The 18,497-nt window shown below is 69.7% G+C and carries 17 protein-coding genes; 4 read left to right on the top strand and 13 right to left on the bottom strand.

Going from position 1 to position 18,497, the window contains the following annotated elements; genetic code table 11:
- Window positions 1–10 precede the first annotated feature (10 nt).
- Together I9P22_RS10475 and I9P22_RS10470 are read right to left on the bottom strand one after the other, a co-directional pair.
- Window positions 11–319, bottom strand: a complete 309-nt coding sequence (locus tag I9P22_RS10475; RefSeq protein WP_233253317.1) for a hypothetical protein — start codon at window positions 317–319, stop codon at window positions 11–13.
- Window positions 320–467: 148 nt separating this feature from the next.
- Window positions 468–977 carry a L,D-transpeptidase family protein gene (locus I9P22_RS10470; protein WP_199259425.1) on the bottom strand — a complete coding sequence of 170 codons (510 nt, stop codon included), beginning with the start codon at window positions 975–977 and terminating at the stop codon, window positions 468–470.
- Window positions 978–1,166: 189 nt separating this feature from the next.
- On the opposite strand from I9P22_RS10470, the gene I9P22_RS10465 reads away from it, so the two are divergent.
- Together I9P22_RS10465 and I9P22_RS10460 are read left to right on the top strand one after the other, a co-directional pair.
- Window positions 1,167–2,462 carry a DUF3422 family protein gene (locus tag I9P22_RS10465; protein ID WP_199259424.1) on the top strand — a complete coding sequence of 432 codons (1,296 nt, stop codon included), beginning with the start codon at window positions 1,167–1,169 and terminating at the stop codon, window positions 2,460–2,462.
- A 123-nt stretch (window positions 2,463–2,585) separates the two neighbouring features.
- Window positions 2,586–2,912, top strand: a complete 327-nt coding sequence (locus I9P22_RS10460; RefSeq protein ID WP_199259423.1) for an arsenate reductase family protein — start codon at window positions 2,586–2,588, stop codon at window positions 2,910–2,912.
- Between the two features lie 9 nt (window positions 2,913–2,921).
- Here the strand turns inward: I9P22_RS10460 and I9P22_RS10455 are convergent, their stop codons facing one another.
- From I9P22_RS10455 to I9P22_RS10415, 9 genes are all read right to left on the bottom strand, one after another.
- Complete coding sequence (locus I9P22_RS10455; protein WP_199259422.1) at window positions 2,922–3,530, bottom strand: YitT family protein; 609 nt, start codon at window positions 3,528–3,530, stop codon at window positions 2,922–2,924.
- Between the two features lie 52 nt (window positions 3,531–3,582).
- Window positions 3,583–4,587, bottom strand: a complete 1,005-nt coding sequence (locus tag I9P22_RS10450; RefSeq protein ID WP_199259421.1) for an ABC transporter substrate-binding protein — start codon at window positions 4,585–4,587, stop codon at window positions 3,583–3,585.
- 81 nt (window positions 4,588–4,668) lie between these two features.
- A complete protein-coding gene (locus I9P22_RS10445; protein ID WP_199259420.1) occupies window positions 4,669–6,090 on the bottom strand; it encodes a mannose-1-phosphate guanylyltransferase/mannose-6-phosphate isomerase in 1,422 nt (473 codons plus the stop codon).
- A gap of 145 nt (window positions 6,091–6,235) precedes the next feature.
- Window positions 6,236–7,183 (bottom strand): 2-hydroxyacid dehydrogenase, encoded by a 948-nt coding sequence (locus tag I9P22_RS10440; protein ID WP_233253316.1) that lies wholly within the window; start codon window positions 7,181–7,183, stop codon window positions 6,236–6,238.
- Window positions 7,161–8,303 (bottom strand): rod shape-determining protein RodA, encoded by a 1,143-nt coding sequence (gene rodA / locus I9P22_RS10435; RefSeq protein WP_199259419.1) that lies wholly within the window; start codon window positions 8,301–8,303, stop codon window positions 7,161–7,163. Before rodA ends, I9P22_RS10440 begins: the two co-directional genes overlap by 23 nt.
- Window positions 8,304–8,306: 3 nt before the next feature.
- Window positions 8,307–10,250, bottom strand: a complete 1,944-nt coding sequence (gene mrdA / locus I9P22_RS10430; RefSeq protein ID WP_199259418.1) for a penicillin-binding protein 2 — start codon at window positions 10,248–10,250, stop codon at window positions 8,307–8,309.
- 3 nt (window positions 10,251–10,253) lie between these two features.
- Window positions 10,254–10,784: a rod shape-determining protein MreD gene (locus I9P22_RS10425; protein ID WP_199259417.1), complete on the bottom strand. Its 531-nt coding sequence runs from the start codon at window positions 10,782–10,784 to the stop codon at window positions 10,254–10,256.
- Complete coding sequence (mreC, locus tag I9P22_RS10420; RefSeq protein WP_199259416.1) at window positions 10,777–11,775, bottom strand: rod shape-determining protein MreC; 999 nt, start codon at window positions 11,773–11,775, stop codon at window positions 10,777–10,779. The genes I9P22_RS10425 and mreC overlap by 8 nt, the downstream gene beginning before the upstream one ends.
- A 13-nt stretch (window positions 11,776–11,788) precedes the next feature.
- Window positions 11,789–12,823: a rod shape-determining protein gene (locus tag I9P22_RS10415; RefSeq protein ID WP_199259415.1), complete on the bottom strand. Its 1,035-nt coding sequence runs from the start codon at window positions 12,821–12,823 to the stop codon at window positions 11,789–11,791.
- Window positions 12,824–13,077: 254 nt separating this feature from the next.
- Here I9P22_RS10415 and I9P22_RS10410 point away from each other — a divergent pair, with 254 nt between their 5' ends.
- Window positions 13,078–13,917 (top strand): putative rhamnosyl transferase, encoded by an 840-nt coding sequence (locus I9P22_RS10410; RefSeq protein ID WP_199259414.1) that lies wholly within the window; start codon window positions 13,078–13,080, stop codon window positions 13,915–13,917.
- A 33-nt stretch (window positions 13,918–13,950) separates the two neighbouring features.
- On the opposite strand, the gene I9P22_RS10405 is transcribed toward I9P22_RS10410, so the two are convergent.
- Window positions 13,951–15,513 (bottom strand): 2-isopropylmalate synthase, encoded by a 1,563-nt coding sequence (locus tag I9P22_RS10405; RefSeq protein ID WP_199259413.1) that lies wholly within the window; start codon window positions 15,511–15,513, stop codon window positions 13,951–13,953.
- Window positions 15,514–15,834: 321 nt separating this feature from the next.
- Window positions 15,835–17,097, bottom strand: a complete 1,263-nt coding sequence (gene purD / locus I9P22_RS10400; RefSeq protein ID WP_199259412.1) for a phosphoribosylamine--glycine ligase — start codon at window positions 17,095–17,097, stop codon at window positions 15,835–15,837.
- A 109-nt stretch (window positions 17,098–17,206) separates the two neighbouring features.
- Here purD and xseA point away from each other — a divergent pair.
- Window positions 17,207–18,497: exodeoxyribonuclease VII large subunit (gene xseA / locus I9P22_RS10395; protein WP_199259411.1), on the top strand; the 1,291-nt coding region annotated here is incomplete at its 3' end.

The raw sequence follows: 18,497 nt of genomic DNA, 5'->3' as shown, positions 1-18,497 counted from the left end.
ACGCTTGCCGTCAGGTGGCGTCGAGCATCGACTTGATGACCTCGGCCGGCAGGGCGGGATGCACCGCCAGCTTGCGGGTGCGCCTGCCCTTGCGCGGGATCAGCAGCGCGCAGCGCGTGGCGAGGGCCTGCGACCGCTCGGCCGAGCTTTTCACGATCAGCCCGGCCCGCCAGCGGGAATGCGGCCCGAAGCGCATGACGCTTTCGATGGCGCCGGGGACATAGCCCTCGGTCTCGGCCGAATCGATCAGCGCGTCATGGATGATGGGGGGCAGATACATGGCGGGGGGCGAATCGGAAGGCAGGATTGGACATTCCAATCTGGTAGTCCTTCGCCGCCCGGAATTGTATCTGCCCTTTTGCACAGGTCTGCCATACAAGTCCTGCGCGCAGGCCGGGCCACGCCTTCGCCCGTCGGCAGAGCGGGGCCGGCCGCGATCTCGGGACGCGATCTCTCCGGGCGCGATCTCAGGGCGTGATCAGGATCGGCGTGCCGTCGCGGACCATGGCATAGATGTCCTCGACCTCCTCGTCGGTGACAGCGATGCAGCCGGCGGTCCAGTCGGGCCGCAACCTGGACAGCGCCCGGCCCTCGGGGCCCTGGCCGTGGATGAAGATGTCGCTGCCGGCGCTGTGCCCCAGCGAGGCCGCCAGCGCCGAATCGCGGGCGTTCGGATAGGAAATGCCGATCGACAGGTGATAGCGGCTGTCGGGATTGCGGCGGTCGATATAGTAAAGCCCCTCGGGGGTCTTGCCGTCGCCCTCGAACTGCTTGTGGCCGATGGGCTCGTTGCCCAGCCCGATGCGATAGGCCTTCAGCACGGTATTGCCGCTGAGCAGCAGCATCTGCCGGGCGCCCTTGTTGACCACGATCTGCGTCACCGGCGGGCCGGAATAGGTCTTGAACTTGCTGGGCGCGCAGGCGGCGAGTCCCAGGATAAGCGCCATGGCGACGAGACGACCCAGCCAAGCTGTCATGCGATGCCCTCGAGATCCGGTGTTTTCCCGCATCTTGCCCGTCTTGCCGCGGCCGGGCAATGTCGCGGGCTTCACGAAGTGCTGATACGGCCGGTCCAGCTGCGTCAAGGCCGTGGCAGATTTGCAAGACCCGCCCGATCCCTGGGCTTTCCTGTTGCGGGAATGATGCCGCCCGCTAAACATGCGGACATGACCGACGAGGACGAACACCCGCTGCGCTACGCCCTGGCGAACGAGCTTCACGCCCGGCCCTCGCCGCGACTGAAGGCGCCCTGCACGGCGGTGTTCCTGGCCATCAAGGAACCGCGCGACGCTGCCAATCGCGACCGGGCCCGCGACGCGGCGCATCTGGCCGCGCTTTGCGCTCGCCATGGCGCGCCGCATCCTGATGCCAGCGCCGGCCATTACACGGCGCAGCTGGGCCGGCATCAGCTGCGCTGGGAAAGCCATACCGAATTCGTGACCTATGCTGCCTTCGCGCCGGGTTTGCCGCCGCGGCCCTTCGATCCCTCGGCCGGGGCGATCTTTCCCGATGACTGGCAGCACCATGCGCCGGGCAAGCGCATTGCCGCGGTGATGATCCAGGTCGATTTCCTGCCCGAGGATCCGGCCGGGATCATGCCGCGGCTGCGCGAATGGTTTGCGGCCGACAGCCTCGCCTCGGTCTGGGTGCTCGAGGAGGCGGCGGTGGTCGCCGGCGATTTCCGCATCGACCCGGACGGATGGATGCGATTCGCGCTGTTCGTCAAGCCCGGCACGCAATCGGGCCGCATCGGCCGCATCGTGCAGCGGCTGCTGGATCTGGAAACCTATCGCGCCATGTCCATGCTGGGCCTGGGCGGCGCCCGCCAGCTGACCGAGCAGCTCAATGCGCTGGACCCGAAGCTGAACGACATCGTCCAGGGCATGAGCGACGATTCCCGCCCGGCCGAGGCGGTGCTGCACGACCTGCTGATGGTCTCGGCCCGGCTGGAGCGCACGGCCACGCAGCAGGCCTTCCGCTTCGGCGCCACCGCCGCCTATGAGGCCATCGTCATGGACCGCGTCGCCTCGCTGCGCGAATCGCGCTTCATGGGCGGGCAGATGCTGACCGAGTTCATGGCCCGCCGCTATCACCCGGCCATGCGCACGGTGAAATCCGCCGAGAAGCGGCTGGCCGCCATGCTGGACCGCAGCGAGCGCGCGGGCGAGTTGCTGCGCACCCGCGTCGACGTGCAGCGCAGCGCCCAGAACCAGGAGCTGATGCAGCGCATGGACCGCCGCGCCGACCTGCAATTGCGGCTGCAGCACACGGTCGAGGGGCTGTCGGTGGTGGCGATCAGCTATTATGCCGTCGGGCTGCTGGGCTATGCGCTTTACCCGCTGGCCCATGCGCTGCATATCGACAAGGCGGTGCTGATCGCCGGCCTGACCCCGGTCGCGGTGCTGAGCGTCTGGCTGGGCATGCGCCGCATCCGGGCCCGGCTGCATGACGGCCCGCATTGACATTCCGAACCGGCAAAAGAGGAGGCCGATCTTGCGACTAATCCCCTTCCTTGGCGCGCTGCTGGCCCTGGCGGGCTGCGATGTGCCCTTGGTCCCGCTGGTCTGATGGCGGGGCGGCTCAGCATGTATGGCCTTGGCCATTGCTCGACCTGCCAGAAAGCGCAGGCCGAGCTGGAGGCGGCGGGCTGGCAGGTCGATTTCCGCGACGTCGCCAAGGCGCCGCTGGACCAGGACGAATGGCGGCGCATGATCGCGGATTTCGGCGAGAAGCTGGTCAATCGCGCCAGCCTGACCTGGCGCGGCATGTCCGAGGCGGAACGCGCCGGCACGCCCCTGCAGATGCTCTCGGCCAAGCCCTCGCTGATGAAGCGCCCGGCCATCGTCCAGGACGACAAGCGCCTGCTGGGCTGGACCGCGAACGTCAAGCGCGCGCTGGGTGTGGCGGCCTAGGCCGCCCCTTCAGACGATGTAACGGTCGCGGCGGTGGTTGATGGCGATCACCAGGTTCAGCACCAGCGCCCCCAGGAAGGACCAGGCCACCGTCGCCGCGTCGCGCAGCGTCAGCGCCGCGGCGAAGATCAGCGCGTCGAAGATCAGCTGCGTCCAGCCGGCGCGGAAGCCGGTGGCGTCCTGCAGGTAAAGCGCGACGATGCCCACCCCGCCCAGCGAGGCGCCGTGGCGGAACAGCGCCAGCAGCGCCGAGCCGGTCAGCAGCCCCACCAGCAGCGCGCCGATCGCCGGATGGACGTGGCCGAATGCCAGCCCGCGGGGCAGCAGTGCCACCAGGACCGACATGGCGGCCACGGCAATGAAGGATTTCAGCATGAAGCCCAGACCCAGCCGCCGATAGCCCAGCCAGTAGAAGGGCAGGTTCACCGCGAAGAACACCGGCGCGAAGCCCCAGCCGGTGGCATAGGAGATCAGGATCGCCAGCCCGGCGGTCTGGCCGGTGACCAGGCCCAGATGCGTCAGCAGCAGCACGCCCACGGCCGCCATGAAACTGCCATAGGCCAGGCCCTGCGCATCCTCGATGGCGCTGTGGCGCGCTGGGGAACCATTCTCGCTCATGCGCCCCCTCATGCCCGGACCGCCGCGCCGCGGCAAGAGGGCAGGGGAGAGGTCAGGGGGTCTGGGCGGTGCCGGTCCCGCTGCCGGTTCCGTTGCTGGCTGCGGCTTCGGGCCGTGCCGCCAGGTCGCTGATTTCGTGGGTGAAGGCGGCTGCCGGATCGTGGCGCAGCACCGCCCCGGCGCCGCCGGTGCGCAGTGCCTCGACCGTGCGGCGATATGCCGCCTCGTCCAGCGCGCCGCCGGGCGAAAGCAGCGGCGCGATGCCGCGCAGCATCGCGGCCTGGCGGCGCAGGGCGCCCGGGTCGGGATCGGGGCCCAGGATCAGCCGGGCGGTTTCCTCGGGCCGGGCCACCGCCTCGCGCCAGCCGCGCATGCTGGCGCGCAGGAACCGCGCCAGCCGCTCGCGCGCCGCGGGTTCGGCCAGGTGCTGCGGCAGGACGTAAAGCCCGTCCTCGAGCAGGTCGGCGCCCTGGTCGCGCGGGTCCAGCCGCACCAGCCCCTCGCCCTGGGCGGGGTCATAGCTCAGCGTGCTGATGCAGGCGGCCTGCTTGTGGCGCAGCATCTCGGCCCCCGGCCATTGCGCCAGCAGCGCCACCCCTTCGAGGCTGTCATCGGGTTCCAGCCCCAGTCGGTTCAGCCAGGCGAGCAGCGGGTATTCCGTGCCGCCGAACCAGCTGCCCAGGGTCTTGCCGCGCAGGTCGGCGGCCGAGGCCACCCCGGCGTCGGCCCGGCAGGTCATCCGCAGGGCAGGACGAGCGAAGATCTGTGCGACGTTGACCAGCGGCAGGCCGTTTTCCCGCGCCACCAGCGCGGGCGGCATCCAGGCCACGGCGACATCGACCGCGCCGCGGGCCATCGCCTCGAAGGGCGGGGCGGTGTCGGCGGGGCGCAGTTCCACCTCCAGCCCTTCCTCGGCATAGAAGCCGCGGGTCTCGGCCATCAGGAAGCCGGCGGATTCGGCCAGGGCCGGGCCGCGCAGCTGCACGGTCAGGCCCTCGGCCCGCGCGCCAAGCGCGGTGGCCAGGATCAGAGCCATGGCCGGGATCAGGGATTTCATCATCGCGTCACGCCCCATGCGCGCCATGGTTAGACGGCGCGCATCCCTGCCGCAAGCCATGCCTCGGGCACGAAACCGCGATCAGTCGCGGGAATAGACATCCTCGTAGCGCACGATGTCGTCTTCGCCCAGATAGGCGCCGGTCTGCACCTCGATCAGCACCATCGGCACCTTGCCGGGGTTCTCCATCCGGTGCACGGCGCCCAGCGGCACGTAGATCGACTGGTTCTCGGTCACCAGCGTCACCGTGTCGTTCACCGTCACCCGCGCGGTGCCCGAGACCACGATCCAGTGTTCCGAGCGGTGGAAATGCGATTGCAGCGACAGCGCGCCGCCCGGGTTGACGACGATGCGCTTGACCTGGAAGCGGTCGGCCAGCGCCAGCGTCTCGAACCAGCCCCAGGGGCGGTGGTCGCGCAGGAAGCTCTCGGCCTGGCGGGCGCCCTTTTCCTTCAGGGCCGAGACCGCCTGCCGGACCTCCTGCGCGCGGTCCATGCCGGCGACCAGCACCGCATCCTTGGTGGCCACGACCATCACGTCCTTCAGGCCGATGCCCACCACCTCCATCCCCTCGTCCTGCGAGCGCAGCAGCACGTTGTCGCAATCGATGGCGGTCGAGCGGTCGTCGGTCACGGCACCGCGCTCGGCCGGGACGGCCTCTTGCGTCTCGCGCCAGACCGCGTCCCAGCCGCCGAGGTCGGACCAATGCCCCGAGAAGCGCACCACCGACAGGTTCGCGGCCTTTTCCAGCACCGCGTAATCGACCGAGCGGTCGGGCAGCCGCTCCCAGGGTTCGGGCGCCAGCCGCAGGAAGCCCAGGTCGGCATGGGCCTCGGCTAGCGCTGCCCTGACCGGCGCCAGGTATTCCGGCGCATGGGCCTCGAAGGCCTCGATCATGGTCTTGGCGGCGAACAGGAAGATCCCGGCATTCCACAGGAAATTGCCCTGCGCGATCATCCGTGCCGCCTTCTCGGCATCGGGCTTTTCCACGAAGCGCTTCAGCGTCACCGGGCCTTCGCCGGTCGCCTCGGCCTCCATGTAGCCATAGCCGGTCTCGGGGCGGGTGGGGGTGATGCCGAAGGTGACGATGCGGCCGGCCGTTGCTGCGGGCAGGCCCAGATCGACGGCGCGGCCGAAGGCATCGGCATCGGGCACCACATGGTCCGAGGGCGCCACCAGCAGCACCGCATCGGGATCCTGCTCGGCGGCGCTCAGCGCCGCGGCCAGGATGGCGGGGGCGGTGTTGCGGCCGGCGGGCTCGATCAGGATGGCCGCGGGCGCGATGCCGATCTGGTCCAGCTGCTCGGCGACGATGAAGCGGAAATCGGCATTGGTCATCACCAGGGGCCGCGCGTAACGCGGGCCGTGAAGCCGCCGTGCCGAGGCCTGGAACAGGCTTTCCTCGCCCACCAGCGGCGCGAATTGCTTGGGAAAGCTCTTGCGCGAGACGGGCCACAGCCGGGTGCCCGAGCCTCCGGCCAGAAGAACGGGGGTGATCGCCATCAAAATCGCTCCATCGGCCCCGGGGGCCGTTTGCATCCGCTTCGTTATCCGCCGGCGGCCCTTGGCGCGCAAGCTGCGCAAACCGTCGGGGCGGCGGGGCTTGCCCCCGGATAGCATGCCGGGGGGCAGCCGGCAAATCCGCCGCTCAATAGCCGCGCGCCCGGTCCACCAGATGCAGAAGCGGCTGGCCGCGCATGGCCCGGCGCAGGTTCTCGGCCGCGACCGGGGCGGCGCTGGCGGGCCGGGTCTCGGCCGCGACATGCGGCGTCACCGTCACCTGCGGATGGCGCCAGAAGGGATGATCGGGCGGCAGCGGTTCGGTCCGGAACACGTCCAGCACCGCCCGGGCCTCGGGATCGCGGTCCAGCGCCGCGATCAGCGCCGGCTCGTCGATCAGCGTGCCGCGCCCGGCATTGATGATCGTGGCGCCCCTGGGCAACAGCGCCAGCCGCCCGGCATCGAGCAGGCCGCGGGTTTCGGCGGTGTCGGGCAGCAGGCCGACCAGGATCTCGGCCCGGCGCAGCGCCTCGGGCAGGGATGCGCCGGGCAGGACCGCGATCCCCGGCACCGCGCGGCCCGAGTTGGACCAGCCGGTGACGCGGAAACCGAAGCTCGCCAGCGCCAAGGACACGGCCCGGCCCAGTTCACCCATGCCCAGCACGGTCACGCCGCGCCCGGCGGCCAGCGGCGGGGTCAGGTGGTTGCGCCACACCCCGTCCTGGGCATGGCGATCCATGCCCAGATGCGCCCGCAGCGCCCAGCCGCTGCAATATTCCACCATGCCCTGCGCCAGCCCCGGATCGACCATCCGGCACAGCGGCTGCGTCAGGGTCGGGTTGGTCACGATGCGCTCGACCCCGGCCCAGAGGCTTTGCACCAGCCGGGCGCGGATGAAGGGGGAGAAGTCCAGCATCGTGCCGTCCTCGGGATAGCCCGGCGCATAGATCAGCGCGTCGAAGCCGGCCGGATCGCCGTCGCGGCGCAGGTCCATCTCGGGACAGGCGGCGCGCAGCGCGGGGGCCCAGGTGTCCCACAGCCGGGCGGGTGCGGCGAACAGCACCTTCATCCGGTCAGCCCCGCGGCCGGTGGACATGGGCCGATTGCACGATGCCGAAACCCATCAGCAGGATCATCAGCGAGGTCCCCCCATAGCTGACCAGCGGCAGGGGCGAGCCCTTGGCGGGCAGCATCCCCATCACCGTGGCCATATTGATCGAGAAATACAGAAAGAACGTCCCGGCGATGCCGATGGTCATCAGGCTGGCGAAGCGGTCGCGGTTGGTCAGCGCCGAATACAGGCAGAAGCCCAGGATCAGCACATAGAGCATCAGCAGGGAAAATGCGCCGACGAAGCCGAACTCCTCGGCCAGCGAGGTGAAGATGAAGTCGGTATGCTTTTCCGGCAGGAAGTTCAGCCGCGACTGCGTGCCCTGCATGAAGCCGCGCCCCGACCAGCCGCCCGATCCCAGCGCGATCTGCGCCTGGGCGATGTTGTAGCCGGCGCCCAAGGGGTCCGAGCCGGGATCGAGGAAGGTGTCGATGCGCTTGAACTGGTAGTCGTGCAGAAGCTGCCAGTCGGTGCCCCGGCTTTCCATCACCGCGGTGATGCCGGCGACCACGATGGCGATCACGGCGGCGAAATACCACAGGCTGACCCCGGCCGCGAACATGACGATGCCGCCGCCGGCGACCAGCATGATCGAGGTGCCCAGGTCGGGCTGCATCAGCACCAGCCCCGTCGGCAGCAGGATCAGCACCACCGGCACCAGCACCCAGAACGGGCGCGAGACCTTCTCGACCGGCAGCCAGTCGTAATAGGCGGCCAGCGTCATCACGAAGGCCACCTTGGTCAGCTCGGACGGCTGGATGCGGATCGGCCCCAGCACCAGCCAGCGCTGCGCGCCCATGCCGACATGGCCCATCACCTCGACCAGCACCAGCAGCAGCACGCAGATCACATAGGAGGCGACCGAGATCGAGCGCCAGAACCAGATCGGCACGAAGGCCAGCGCGAACATCACCACCATGCCGACGGCGAAGCGCTGCATCTGCGGCCCGGCCCATCGGTCGATATCCCCGCCCGAGACGGAATAGAGCATCAGGAAGCCGATGCAGCTGACCGCGGTGACCAGGAAGACCAGCGGCCAGTTCAGGTGCAGGATCTTGCGCCAGCCCGTGGGCACCTGGGCGACATGATAGTTCAGATAGCTCATGCGTCAGGCCTTTGCGCGCGCCTCGCCCTTGCGGGTCGAGGGGGCGAGGTTCATCTTCGACCAGATCTCCTGCACCTTGGCGCGCTCGGCCTCGGGATAGGCGGATAGCGGCGGCAACCCGCCCGCCAGCGCGTAAAGCAGGATGTCGCGGGCGATGGGCGCGGCCACGGCCGAGCCGCCGCCGCCATGCTCGACCACCACCGAGACGGCATAGCGCGGCAGGTCATAGGGCGCGAAGCAGACGAACAGCGCATGGTCGCGGCGGTTCCAGGGCAGCTGGTCGTTCGAGATCACGCCGCGCGCCCGCTCGGCGGCGGTGATGTTGCGGACCTGCGAGGTGCCGGTCTTGCCGGCCATCCGCCATTCCGGCGCCAGGATCCGCGCCCGCCGGGCGGTGCCGCGGCTGCTGTTCATCACCGCATCCATCCCCGCCCGCGCCGTGCGCAGGTGCAGCGGGTTGATGCCCAGGTCGGGCCAGTCCGGCACCGGCTCGGCCAGGCCGTCGATGGCCTTGACCAGCCGCGGCGCCACCGCGCGCCCCGTCGCCACCCGCGCCGCCATTACCGCCAGCTGCAGCGGCGAGGCCAGCACATAGCCCTGGCCGATCGAGGCGTTGAGCGAATCGCCCACCTGCCATTCCTGGTCGTAGCGCACCTTCTTCCAGGCGCGGTCCGGGGCGATGCCCTCGGCGATGGCCGACATGGGCAGGTCGTGGCGCACGCCGATGCCCAGCTTGCGCGCCATGACGGCGATGCGGTCGATGCCGACCCGCTGCGCCAGCTCGTAATAATAGACGTCGCAGGAATGCTCCAGGCTGCCCTGCGCATCGACCATGCCGTGACCGCCGCGGCTCCAGCAATGGAAGCGGCGGCCGGCGACCTGGATATAGCCCGGGCAGTAGAAGCGCGAGCCGGGGTTGATCACCCCCGCTTCCAGCCCGGCCAGCAGCGTCACCATCTTGAAGGTCGAGCCGGGCGGATAGACGCCCTGCACGGTCTTGTCGGCCAGCGGGCGGTGGTCATGCTCCATCAGCGCCCGATAGTCCGGCCCCGAGATGCCGCGCACGAACTTGTTCGGATCGAAGACCGGCGAGGAGGAGATGGCCAGGATGTCGCCGCTGGTGACGTCGATCACCACCGCGGCAGCGCTTTCGCTGCCCAGCCGCTGGGTGGCGAAGTTCTGCAGCCCGGCATCCAGCGTGGTCTGCACCGTGGCGCCCTGCTGGCCCTCCTGCCGCGACAGCTCGCGCATCTCGCGCCCGGCGCTGTTCACCTCGACCCGGCGCGAGCCGGCCTTGCCGCGCAGCGCCTCCTCCAGCTTGGCCTCCATGCCGACCTTGCCCAGCTGGAACTCGGGCAGGCGCAGCACCGGGTCCGGGTTCTCGATCTTCGAAAGATCGTAATCCGAGACCGGCCCGACATAGCCCAGCACATGGGCGAAATCGCCGGTGCGCGGATAGCTGCGCGACAGCCCCGCCTCGGGGGTGACGCCGGGCAGGGCAGGGGCGTTCAGCGCGATCGAGGAGAACTCGGCCCAGCTCAGCCGGTCGGCGACCAGCACCGGGGTGACGGCGCTGCGCTTGCGGATCTCGTCGAGGATCTCGGCCGCCTGGCGGTCGGTCATCGGGATGATGCGCCGCAGCCGGGCGATCACGGTCGAGACGTCGCCCGCCTCCTCGCGGGTCAGGGTGACGCGGTAGTTCTGCTCGTTCCCGGCGATGATGGTGCCGTTGCGGTCCAGGATCAGCCCGCGCGCCGGCGGCAGCAGGCGGATCTTGATCGAGTTGCCGTCCGACAGCATCCGGTATTCGTCGGCATGCTCGATCTGCATCGAGCGCAGCTTCAGCCCCAGCGCCGTGACCACCGCCGCCTGGATCGCGCCCAGCATCACCACCCGGCGGGTGATCAGGCGGCTGCTTTCGGCGATTTCGCGTTCCGATTTGCGCATGGGTCAGCGGGGCCTCGCGTCTCGTTCCGCGCCGTTGCGGGGCAGGCCGAACAGCCAGCCCGCCAGCCCGGCCAGCAGCGGATAGGCGCCGGTGGTGGCGATGAACTGCAGCATCACCTGGCCCAGCGGCGGCTGGGGCAGGAAGAAGATCGCCAGCAGGAAACGGTTCGCCACCATCATCAGCGCCAGAAGCATCGTCACGCGCAGCCATTCAACCATGAATGGCAGTTCGCGCCAATGTTGCTCGCGCTTTCTTGCGGCCTCGGTTCCCATCACCACGATGGCGGCGTGCAGGCCGATGGGGCGCAGAAGCAGGATGTCCTCGATCAGGAATAGCAGGGCGATGGTGGGCACCGGCACCTGCTCGGGGCGGCGCAGCACCCAGACCAGCGCCAGGCACAGCGCCAGATCGGGGCCGGGCCAGCCGATCCGGCCCGGCGCCAGCGGCAGAAGCCGCCAGAACAGGATCGCCAGGAACAGGACCACGAACAGCGCCTGGCCAAGGAGCCTCTGGCGGCGGGCCGGATCAATCATCCGCCGCTCCGGTAGGGACGGGCCCGGTGGCGGTTTCGGGCGGGGCGGTTTCGGGTTCGGCGATCTCGGGATTGGCGGCGGCCGGGTTGGGGGTGTCGAGATTCATCGCCGGCGGCATCGGCGGGCCGATGAAATCGGCCGGCGGCGGCGGGATCAGCAGCCCGGTATCGGCCAGCCGCTCGGCCGGGTGGCTGCGCAGCACGCGCAGGAATTCCAGCCGCCCGTAATCGGCGGCCAGCCGCACCCGCAGCCGCCCGTCGCTGGCCAGCGCCACCTGGCCGACCAGCAGCCCGGCCGGGAACACCCCACCGTCGCCCGAGCTGACCACGCGGTCGCCGGGGCGGATGTTCTCCGGGCTTTCGATGAAATCCAGCGCCGGCAGGGCGGTGTTGTCGCCGGTCAGCAGCGCATGCTGCCCCGAGGGCAGGATGGTCACCGGCATGCGGCTGGAGGGATCGGTCAGCAGCATCACCCGGCTGGTGGTCTGCCCGACGCCCGAGATGCGCCCCACGAGCCCCAGCCCGTCCATCGTCGCCCAGCCGTCCAGGATCCCGTCGCGGGCGCCGACGTTCAGCAGCACCGACTGCCGGAAAGCGGTGCCGCTGTCGGTCATCACCACGCCGGAAACCGAGGTCAGGGCCGGGTCGATGCGGACGTTGTTCTGCGCCAGCAGCTTGGCGTTTTCCTGTTCCAGCTGCACCGCGGCCTCTTTCCAGGCCGACATCTTCTGCAGTTCGCGCCGCAGCTCCTGGTTCTGCTCGTAGAGCCGGGCATAGGACTGGAAGCCCGCGACCATGCGCGACAGCTTGGTCACCGGCATGGTCACCCATTCGAAGCTGGGCACGAAGCGGTCGATGAAGGCCGAGCGCATCCGCTCGGCCCGCGGGCTGTCGATCTGCCAGAACAGGAAGATAGCCAGCAGCGCCAGCACCAGCAGCGAAACCAGGATGCGGCGGACCGGAGTCGCGTAATCTGGACCCTTGCGCGCCATGGGCCTGATCCGCTCAGCTGTCGTAGTCGATCACGTGGCGCAGTTGCTTCTCGAATTCCAGGGCCTTGCCGGTGCCAAGCGCCACGCAGCTCATCGGCTGGTCGGCCAGGCTGATCATCAGCCCGGTCTGTTCGCGCAGCGCCAGGTCCAGCTCGCCCAGCATCGCCCCGCCGCCGGTCAGCATCACGCCGCGGTCGACGATGTCGGCGGCCAGGTCCGGCGGCGTCGCCTCCAGCGCCACCATCACCGATTCGCAGATCTGCTGCACCGGCTCGGCCAGGGCCTCGGCGACCATGGCCTGGGTGATCTCCATCTCCTTGGGGATGCCGTTCAGCAGGTCGCGGCCGCGCACCATGATGGTGGCGCCGCGCCCGTCATCGGGCATGCGGGCGGTGCCGATCTGGGTCTTGACCCGCTCGGCGGTCGATTCGCCGATCAGCAGGTTGTGATTGCGGCGCAGGTAGTTGATCAGCGCGTCATCCATGCGGTCGCCGCCGATGCGGACCGAGCGCGCATAGACCACGTCGCCCAGCGACAGCACCGCCACCTCGGTGGTGCCGCCGCCGATATCGACGACCATGCTGCCGGTCGGCTCGGTGATCGGCATGCCGGCGCCGATGGCGGCGGCGATGGGCTCGGCGATCAGCCCGGCCTTGCGCGCGCCGGCCGAGAGCACCGACTGGCGGATGGCACGCTTCTCGACCGGGGTGGCGCCATGCGGCACACAGACGATGATCTTCGGCTTCGAGAAGGTGGTGCGCTTGAACACCTTCTTGATGAAATGCTTGATCATCTCCTCGGCGCTGTCGAAATCGGCGATCACGCCCTCGCGCATCGGGCGGATGGCCTCGATGGAACCCGGGGTGCGGCCCAGCATCAGCTTGGCGTCCTCGCCCACCGCCAGCACCTGCTTCTTGCCGTCCTTGACGTGATAGGCGACGACCGAAGGCTCGTTCAGGATGACGCCCTTGCCCTTGACATAGATCAGCGTGTTCGCCGTCCCCAGGTCGATCGCGATATCGGTGGAAAACAACCCGCCAAAGGCCATGTCACTACCCCTTCTGCCGCCCCTGCCATGACGGCCGTTCCGCCGTCGTTTTGCCGACGGCCATTGCCCGATTGCCCCGACGAGTCGCCCCGCCAAGGTGTTGGACATATAGGCCGGGGCCGGTCCGGGGAAAACCCGAAAATTGCGGGCGCCGGGCGCGATGGCGGGGTTCCGCGGCCGGCGCCCGGCTTGACCGTCCCGCCGGCCCTGCCTAGCCTGCCGGCATGGCGGTTGCGGGCGGTAGGGACGGCGGCGTGCGGGACGACATCGTGGGGATCTGCCGCTTTTCCTTCCTGGGGAAATGCGACTGGGCCGAGACCGCGGGGCAGGGCGGCGATGCTCCCGCGCTGATGGCGCGGCGCCGGGCCATGCTCTATGCGCCGGCGCGGCTGGCCCGCCGCTTCGCCGCCTTCGAGACGCTCTGCCTGCCCTCGATCCGGGCGCAGACCGACCCGGATTTCCGCTTCTGGATCCTGACCTCGCCCGAGATGCCGGAGGCATGGCTGGAGCGGCTGCGCGATCTTTGCGCAGGCGTGCCGCAGATCCGGCTGATCGTCTCGGACAAGCGCGAGACGGTGAACGCCCTGCGCGAGCCGCTGCGCGCGGCGGCCGAGGCGGCCGGACGGCCGGTGATCCAGTTCCGCGTCGACGACGACGACGCCTTCAGCCGCCACCATGTCGCCCGCATCCGCGGCCATGCCAGGCGCTTTTCAGACCTGCCGGCCTTCGCCATCAGCTATCCGCAGGGCCTGGTCATGGGCAGCTACGAGGGCGAGCCGATCAGCTACTGGCGCGCGCACCAGCCCTTCCTGGGCGCCGGCGCGGCGGTGCGGATGCGCGGCGCGGGCCGCTGCATCTATGCCTACAACCATTTCCAGCTGCCCAAGCATTTCCCGGCCTTCACCGATATCGGCGGGCTCGGCTACCTGCAGACCCGCTGGGACGAGGGCGATTCCGTCGCCACCATCGTCGCGAAATTCCCGAAATGGTTCCAGCGGCTGGACCCGGACGCCTTCCAGCAGGCGCTGGCCGAGGATTTCCCCTTCCTGCAGGGCGTCGATCTGGGCTTCGTGGAACGCAAGGGGGCGGCCTGACAGCCGCCCCCTCTTACGCCATTTCGCGGCGGATCAGTGCGAATACATGCTGACCTGCTTGGCATCGGCGCCTTCGCCGACCATCTCGCGGCGCACCTTCAGCCGGTTCAGCGCGCCGACATAGGCCTTGACGCTGGCCAGGATGGTGTCGGTATCCGAGGCCTGGCCGGTGGCAATGCGGCCTTCCTCCTCCATGCGCACGCTGACGGTGGCCTGGGCATCGGTGCCCTCGGTCACGGCATGGACCTGGTAGAGCTGCAGATGCGCCTTGTGCGGCCAGATCGCCTTGACGGCGTTGAAACAGGCATCGACCGGGCCGTCGCCGGTGGCATGGACGGTCTTTTCCTCGCCGCCGACCGTCATGGTCAGGTCGGCCGACTGCCCGTCCGTGCCGCAGACCACGCGCAGGTGCTTGACCTGCAGGTAATCGTGCTCGGTATTGGCGGCGCTGTCCTGCATCAGCGCCACCAGGTCGTCGTCGTAGATCTCCTTCTTGCGGTCGGCCAGGGCCTTGAAGCGCACGAAGATGTCCTTCAGCTGGTTGTCACCCAGCTCATAGCCCAGGTCGCGCAGCTTCGAGCGCAGCGCGGCGCGGCCCGAATGCTTGCCCATGGCGATATTGGCCTCGTTCAGGCCGATATCGGCGGGGCGCATGATCTCGAAGGTCTCGACATTCTTCAGCACGCCGTCCTGGTGGATGCCGGATTCGTGCAGGAAGGCATTCTTGCCGACCACCGCCTTGTTTGGCTGCACCAGGAAGCCCGAAGCCTGCGAGACGCGTCGCGACAGGCCCATGATCCTGGTGGTGTCGATGCCGGTGGTCCAGGGCATGATGTCGTGGCGCACCTTCAGCGCCATCACTACCTCTTCCAGCGCGGTGTTGCCGGCGCGCTCGCCCAGCCCGTTGATGGTGCATTCGATCTGGCGCGCGCCGCCCTCGACCGCGGCCAGGCTGTTGGCCGTCGCCATGCCCAGGTCGTTGTGGCAATGGGTCGAGAAGATCACCGCGTCGGCGCCGGGCACCCGCTCGATCAGCATGCGGATCAGATCGGCGCTTTCACGCGGCGCGGTATAGCCCACGGTGTCGGGGATGTTGATGGTGGTGGCGCCGCAGCGAATGGCGATCTCGACCACCCGGCACAGGTAGTCGTGTTCGGTGCGGGTGGCGTCCATCGGCGACCATTGCACGTCGTCGCACAGGTTGCGGGCATGGGTCACGGTCTGCTCGATCCGCTCGGCCATCTGGTCCATGTCCAGGTTCGGGATGGCGCGATGCAGGGGCGAGGTGCCAATGAAGGTGTGGATGCGCGGGCGCTTGGCGTGCTTCACCGCCTCCCAGCAGCGGTCGATATCGGGGAACTGGGCGCGGGCCAGGCCGCAGATCACGGCGTTCTGCGCCTGCTTGGCGATCTCGCTCACGGCGGCGAAGTCGCCCTCCGAGGCGATGGGAAAGCCCGCCTCGATGATGTCCACGCCCATCTCGTCCAGCATCTGGGCGATTTCCAGCTTCTCGGTATGGGTCATGGTGGCGCCGGGCGATTGCTCGCCATCGCGCAGGGTGGTGTCAAAGATCAATACGCGGTTCGGATCGGTCATCTCGGTTCTTTCTTACGCGGAGATTCGGGGTTCAGGGCCAAGCCGGGCGCGAACCAGACTGAGCGGCGGCCCGGAAGACCCGCTCAGCGCAGCGTAAGAAGAAGCAGACCGCGGAGGTTCACGGCAAGACGCGCGCCGTCATGCGCGTGCGGGGCCGTGGCAATGATCTGCTGCATCCGAGTCATGGCGCGCACTATAAGACCGCCACCGCCGGCTTGAAAAGACCAAAAATACCCACCCGCGCTTCTCCGGGATGCCGCCGCCCCCCGGATTTCTTCGTTCTGCAAATACCCATGCGCCCCGTGCCGCAGGCGCAGCGGTTCACAGTGCGCGCCAGCCGATGTCGCGGCGGCAGAACCCCCCGGGCCAGTCGATGGCATCGACCAGCGCATAGGCGCGGGCATGGGCCTCGGCCAGGGTGGCGCCGCGCCCGGTCGCGGCCAGAACCCGGCCGCCGGTGGCGACGATCTGCCCGTCGCGGCGCGCGGTGCCGGCGTGAAACACCATGCGGAAGCTGTCCTCGGCCAGCGCATCCAGCCCGCGGATGGCGCTGCCCTTTTCATAGGCGCCGGGATAGCCCTTGGCGGCCAGGACCACGGTCAGCGCGTGGTCGTCGGCCCAGCTGACCGCGGCCGTGCCCAGCCGGCCCTCGGCGCAGGCCAGGATCAGGTCCAGCGCCTGGGCGCCCAGCCGCATCATCAACACCTGGCATTCCGGGTCGCCGAAGCGGACATTGTATTCCACCAGCCGCGCCCGCCCGTCCCGGATCATCAGCCCGGCATAAAGCACGCCCTGGAACGGCGTGCCGCGCCGCGCCATCTCGGCCACGGTCGGGCGCACGATCTCGGCCATCACCGCATCCTGGATCTCCGCCGTCAGCACCGGGGCCGGGGAATAGGCGCCCATGCCGCCGGTATTCGGCCCGGTATCGCCCTCGCCCACGCGCTTGTGGTCCTGCGCCGTGCCGATCGGCAGGCAGTCCACCCCGTCGCATAGCACGAAGAAGCTCGCCTCCTCGCCCTCCATGAACTCCTCGATCACAACCTCGGCCCCGGCCGCGCCGAAGGCGCCGCCGAAGGCGTCATCGACGGCGGCGATGGCCTCGGCCTCGGTCATGGCCACGGTCACGCCCTTGCCGGCGGCCAGCCCGTCGGCCTTGACGACGATGGGTGCGCCCTGCGCGCGGATATAGGCCCGCGCCGGCTCGGCCGCGTCGAAACGCGCCCAGGCGGCGGTCGGCGCACCGCAGGCGTCGCAGACTTCCTTGGTGAAGGCCTTGGAGGCTTCCAGCATCGCCGCCGCCCTGGATGGGCCGAAGACCAGGATGCCCGCCGCCCGCAGCTCGTCGGCGACGCCGGCCGCCAGGGGCGCCTCGGGGCCGATCACCACCAGGTCGATGGCGTTCTCCTCGCAAAAGCCGATCACCGCCGGGCCGGACAGGATGTCCAGATCCGCCAGCCGCGCCAGCGGCTCCATCCCGGCATTGCCGGGCGCGACGAACAGCCGGTCGCATTTCGGGTTCTGCCGGATCGCCCAGGCCAGCGCATGTTCGCGCCCGCCGCTGCCGAGGATCAGGATGTTCATGCGGAAAGGCCCCTTTGCGTATGGTCCCGCGCCTTCTAGGAACTGGCCCGGCCCGGATCAATCCCCCAAGCCCCTTGATCCCGCCCGCGCCCCGCGCCACAACCGGGCCATGGAGCTTTTCGAAGACACGCCCGCCAGCAACGCCCATGAATTCACCGTCTCGGAGATCTCGGGCGCGGTGAAGCGCGTGATCGAGGGCGAATTCGGCCGCGTCCGCGTCCGCGGCGAGATCGGCCGCGTCTCGCGCCCCTCGTCGGGGCATGTCTATTTCGACCTCAAGGACGACCGCGCGGTGATCGCCGCCGTGACCTGGAAGGGCCAGGCCGCGCGCCTCTCCACCCGCCCCGAGGAGGGGATCGAGGTCATCGCCACCGGTCGGCTGACCACCTTTCCCGGCCAGTCGAAATACCAGCTGATCGTCGAGGAGATCGAGCCCGCCGGCGCCGGCGCGCTGATGATGATGCTGGAGAAGCGCCGCAAGGCGCTGGCGGCCGAGGGGTTGTTCGACGAAGCGCGCAAGCGGCCGCTGCCCTACCTGCCGCGGGTGATCGGCGTCGTGACCTCGCCCTCGGGCGCGGTGATCCGCGACATCCTGCATCGCCTCCGCGACCGCTTTCCGACACGAGTGCTGATCTGGCCGGTGGCGGTGCAGGGCGAAGCCTGCGCCCCGCAGGTCGCCGCCGCGATCCAGGGCTTCAACGCGCTGCCCGGGGACGGCCCGATCCCGCGTCCCGACCTGCTGATCGTGGCGCGCGGCGGCGGCAGCCTGGAAGACCTCTGGGGTTTCAACGAGGAGGCCGTGGTCCGCGCCGCGGCGGCCAGCGACATCCCGCTGATCTCGGCCGTGGGGCACGAGACGGATACCACGCTGATCGACTTCGCCTCGGACCGTCGGGCACCGACGCCCACCGCCGCGGCCGAGATGGCGGTGCCGGTGCGCGCCGAACTGGCCGCGCGGCTGGCCGAGATCCGGGCGCGGATGATGCGCGCCGCCCAGACCCGCAACCAGCGCCAGCGCCAGCGGCTGGCCGACCTTGGCCGGGCGCTCGGCCGGCCGCAGGCGCTGACCGATCCGGCGCGGCAACGCTTCGACCTGTTCGCCGAGCGGCTGGAACCGGCGCTGCGCGGTTTCGTGCGCGCCCGCCGCGACCGGCTGAACGCGCTGCCGCTGTCGCTCTTGGCGCTGCGCGCCATGCTGCGCAACCGGCGCGAGGCGCTGCAGGGGCATCGGCAGCGCCTGCCGCTGTCCCTGGCCCGGCTGCGGCAGCGCAAGGCCGAACGCCTGGCCGATCTGAGCCAGCGGCTGGAACGCGCCCGGTCGCGGATGCTGGCCGACAGCGCCCGGCAGATCGCCCGCGACCGCGCGGCGCTTGACCAGTTCGCGGCGCGGCTTGCCGCCG

Source organism: Paracoccus binzhouensis (assembly GCF_016446475.1).
Taxonomy (GTDB): Bacteria; Pseudomonadota; Alphaproteobacteria; order Rhodobacterales; family Rhodobacteraceae; genus Paracoccus; species Paracoccus binzhouensis.
The sequence above is the reverse complement of the archived record's forward strand: the minus strand, read 5'-3'. Positions and strand labels throughout refer to the sequence as shown.